The sequence below is a fragment of the Actinomadura sp. NPDC000929 genome, assembly GCF_040492065.1.
In the GTDB taxonomy this organism is placed as follows: domain Bacteria; phylum Actinomycetota; class Actinomycetes; order Streptosporangiales; family Streptosporangiaceae; genus Spirillospora; species Spirillospora verrucosospora.
In genome coordinates, this window is the sequence record NZ_JBEUPA010000306.1 from 1 (window position 1) to 2,578 (window position 2,578).

Consider the following 2,578-nt stretch of genomic DNA (forward strand, 5'->3'; position numbering starts at 1 on the left):
CGGGCGGCGCCGCCGCGCGCGGCGCGGTGCCGGGCGTGGACCTCGGCGAGGAGCTCCGCGACGCGCGCCGGGTCGTGGTCGGCGCGGCGGTCGTGGTGGGCGGCGAGCTGCCCGGCCAGGTCGCCGAGCGCGGCGGCGGGCCAGTGCTGGCCGGACGCCGCCAGGTCGGCGGCGGTGCGTTCCAGCGCGGTCGCGAGGACGGGCCCGGTGTGCGCCGCGCCCTCCAGCAGGACCTGGTCGGCGAGGTCGAGCGCGGCGTCGAGGCCGTCGCCGCCGGCCCCGGCCGAGCCGCCGACCTCCAGCCGGATCTCCTCGCCCGCCAGGCCGCGCTCGTCGGCGGCGCGGAACGCCCAGACGGCCAGCACCGTGACCTCGCCGCGCACCGCCGCCACCGCGTCGGTGTGGACGTAGCCGAGCTCCCCCGGCACCAGGAACCGGACCGTGCAGGTCTGGAGCTCCACCTGCGCCACCGGCTCCCGCGCGGTGGGGCGGCGGATCTTCGCCGAGTACCCGGTGCGGAGGGCGCGGCGCGCGGCGGTGAGGGCGCGCCGCCCGAGGACGCGGGCGAGCGCGTCGTCGTCGAAGGCCCCCGGCGACCAGCCGGGCCCCGGCTCCTGAGCCTCGGGCGCCTCGGGCGCCTCCGGTGCGGCGGCGGTCCGCTGGTAGGCCAGGACGAGGCAGATCCGGTGGCGGCACGTGCCGGTCGCCGCGCACGAGCACCGCGCGGCCTCCAGCCCCGCCCCGGCGGGCAGGGACGCCGTGGTGCCGTCGGGGAAGGCGCCGTCGACCCCGCCGTCCGGGGAGACGGTGATCTCGGGGCCGGCGCCGGCGTCCAGATCCTTGGCGGCGCGCTTGACCAGGCCGCGGTTGGCGAGGGCGGCGAGCGCGTCCGGGGTCAGCGCGAGCAGGTCGGCGCGGGTCACCGGCCGATCCGTTCCGCGACGAACTCGGCGAGCTGCCCCGGCGTCATCGCGCCGCCGTGGGCGCCCTCGCCGGCGAGGCGCTGCGCCGTCCTCCGGTCGTAGGAGGGGTTGGCCGCCTCGTCGAGCGCCGCCAGCCCGAGCACGTGCGTGCCCTGCTGGACGAGCCGCCGCACCTCCTCGACGAGCCGGTGCTCGCTCCCGCCCTCGTAGAAGTCGGTGATGACCGCGACGATCGCGCGGCGGGGGTTCTCCACCAGGCCGGCCCCGTAGGCCACGGCCCGGCCGATGTCGGTCCCGCCGCCCAGCTGCACCTTCATCAGCAGCTCGGCCGGGTCCGTCACGTCGGAGCTGAGGTCGACGACGGAGGTGTCGAACGCGACGAGGTGCGTCTTGAGGCCGGGCAGCCCCCACAGGCACGCGGCGGTGACGGCGGCGTGCACCACGGACCCGACCATGGACCCCGACTGGTCGACGAGCAGGATCATCTGCCACTGCTCGACGTGCCGCCTGGTCCGGGACACGAACCTCGGGTTCTCGATGTAGAGGCGGCGCTCGTCCGGGCGGTAGTGGGCGAGGTTGGCTCGGACGGTGCCGTGGAAGTCGAAGTTGCGGGAGTTCTTCACGCGGCTGGGCCGCCGCGAGCGGGTGCCGTGGAACGCCTGCCGGACCTCGGTGGCCAGCCGCTCCATCAGCTGCCGGACGACGGCCTCCACGATCCGGCGGGCCAGCGCGAGGACCTCGGGGTTCATCAGGTGCTTGGTCCGCAGGACGGCGCGCAGCAGCGCCTCGTCCGGCTCGATGCGCTCCAGGACGGCCGGGTCGGTGACGATCTCGTGGATCTCGTACCGCTCGACGGCGTCGCGTTCGAGCCGCTCGATCGTCTCCTTGGGGAACAGCCGGTGCACGGCGTCGAGCCAGTCGACGGTGGTGAGCTGGGACGGCCCGGTCCCGCCGGTGCGGTCGTCGGACCGGCCGGCCGCGGCGTCGCCGTCCCCGCCGGAGCCGCGCCGCACGCCGCGCCTGGCGAGCTCGGGGTCGCGCCCGTACAGCCAGCCGAGCGCCGCGTCCCGTTCGGCGGCCCCGCCGTCCAGCGCGCCCGTGCACGGCTCGGCGGGCGCGCCGAGGACGAGCCGCCAGCGTTCCAGGTCAGGCGGGATCACGATGTCCCCTCCCCGCTCTCGGTCGAAGGCCGGCTTCCCGCGTCCGCCGCGAGGCCCGCCGCCGCGAGGGCCTTGTCCACGCGGGCGTCCAGCGCGAGGGCCTCGGCGGTGAGCAGCGGCGCTTCCGGCGCGCGCAGCAGCGCGCGGGCGGAGCCGCGAAGGTCGCGCCGGTCCAGCAGCCCCTGGGCGATGGCGGCGCGCTCGCGGGGCGGGAAGAACTCGAACGCCTGCCGCAGCGCGGGCAGCGCGATGAGGAAGTCCTCCTCGCTCAGCCCGCCGACCAGCTCGTCCAGGACGCCGAGAAGGGCGGCGCCCGGGTCGAGCACCTCCTGCCTGGCCAGCGCGAACAGCCCGGCGAGCCAGTCGCCGAACGTCGCCGGCACCGCCGCTCCGCGCATCGCCCGGGCCGGGTCGGAGGCGTCGCCGAGGACGCGGGCGAGCCCGAACGCGGCGCCGCGCAGGTCGGGCGGGGCGCCGGATCCGGCGGCGACGCGG

General features: G+C 77.7%; 3 protein-coding genes. All 3 read right to left on the minus strand.

Annotated elements, in window-relative coordinates; all coding sequences use genetic code 11:
- Nucleotides 1–923 (minus strand): YehQ family protein (locus ABWI04_RS42410; protein ID WP_353835941.1); only part of this gene is annotated, 923 nt, incomplete at its 3' end.
- Nucleotides 920–2,083: a VWA domain-containing protein gene (locus tag ABWI04_RS42415; protein ID WP_353835942.1), complete on the minus strand. Its 1,164-nt coding sequence runs from the start codon at nucleotides 2,081–2,083 to the stop codon at nucleotides 920–922. The genes ABWI04_RS42415 and ABWI04_RS42410, both read right to left, overlap by 4 nt.
- The coding region (locus ABWI04_RS42420; protein ID WP_353835943.1) for a DUF5682 family protein at nucleotides 2,080–2,578 on the minus strand (499 nt) is incomplete at its 5' end. The genes ABWI04_RS42420 and ABWI04_RS42415, both read right to left, overlap by 4 nt.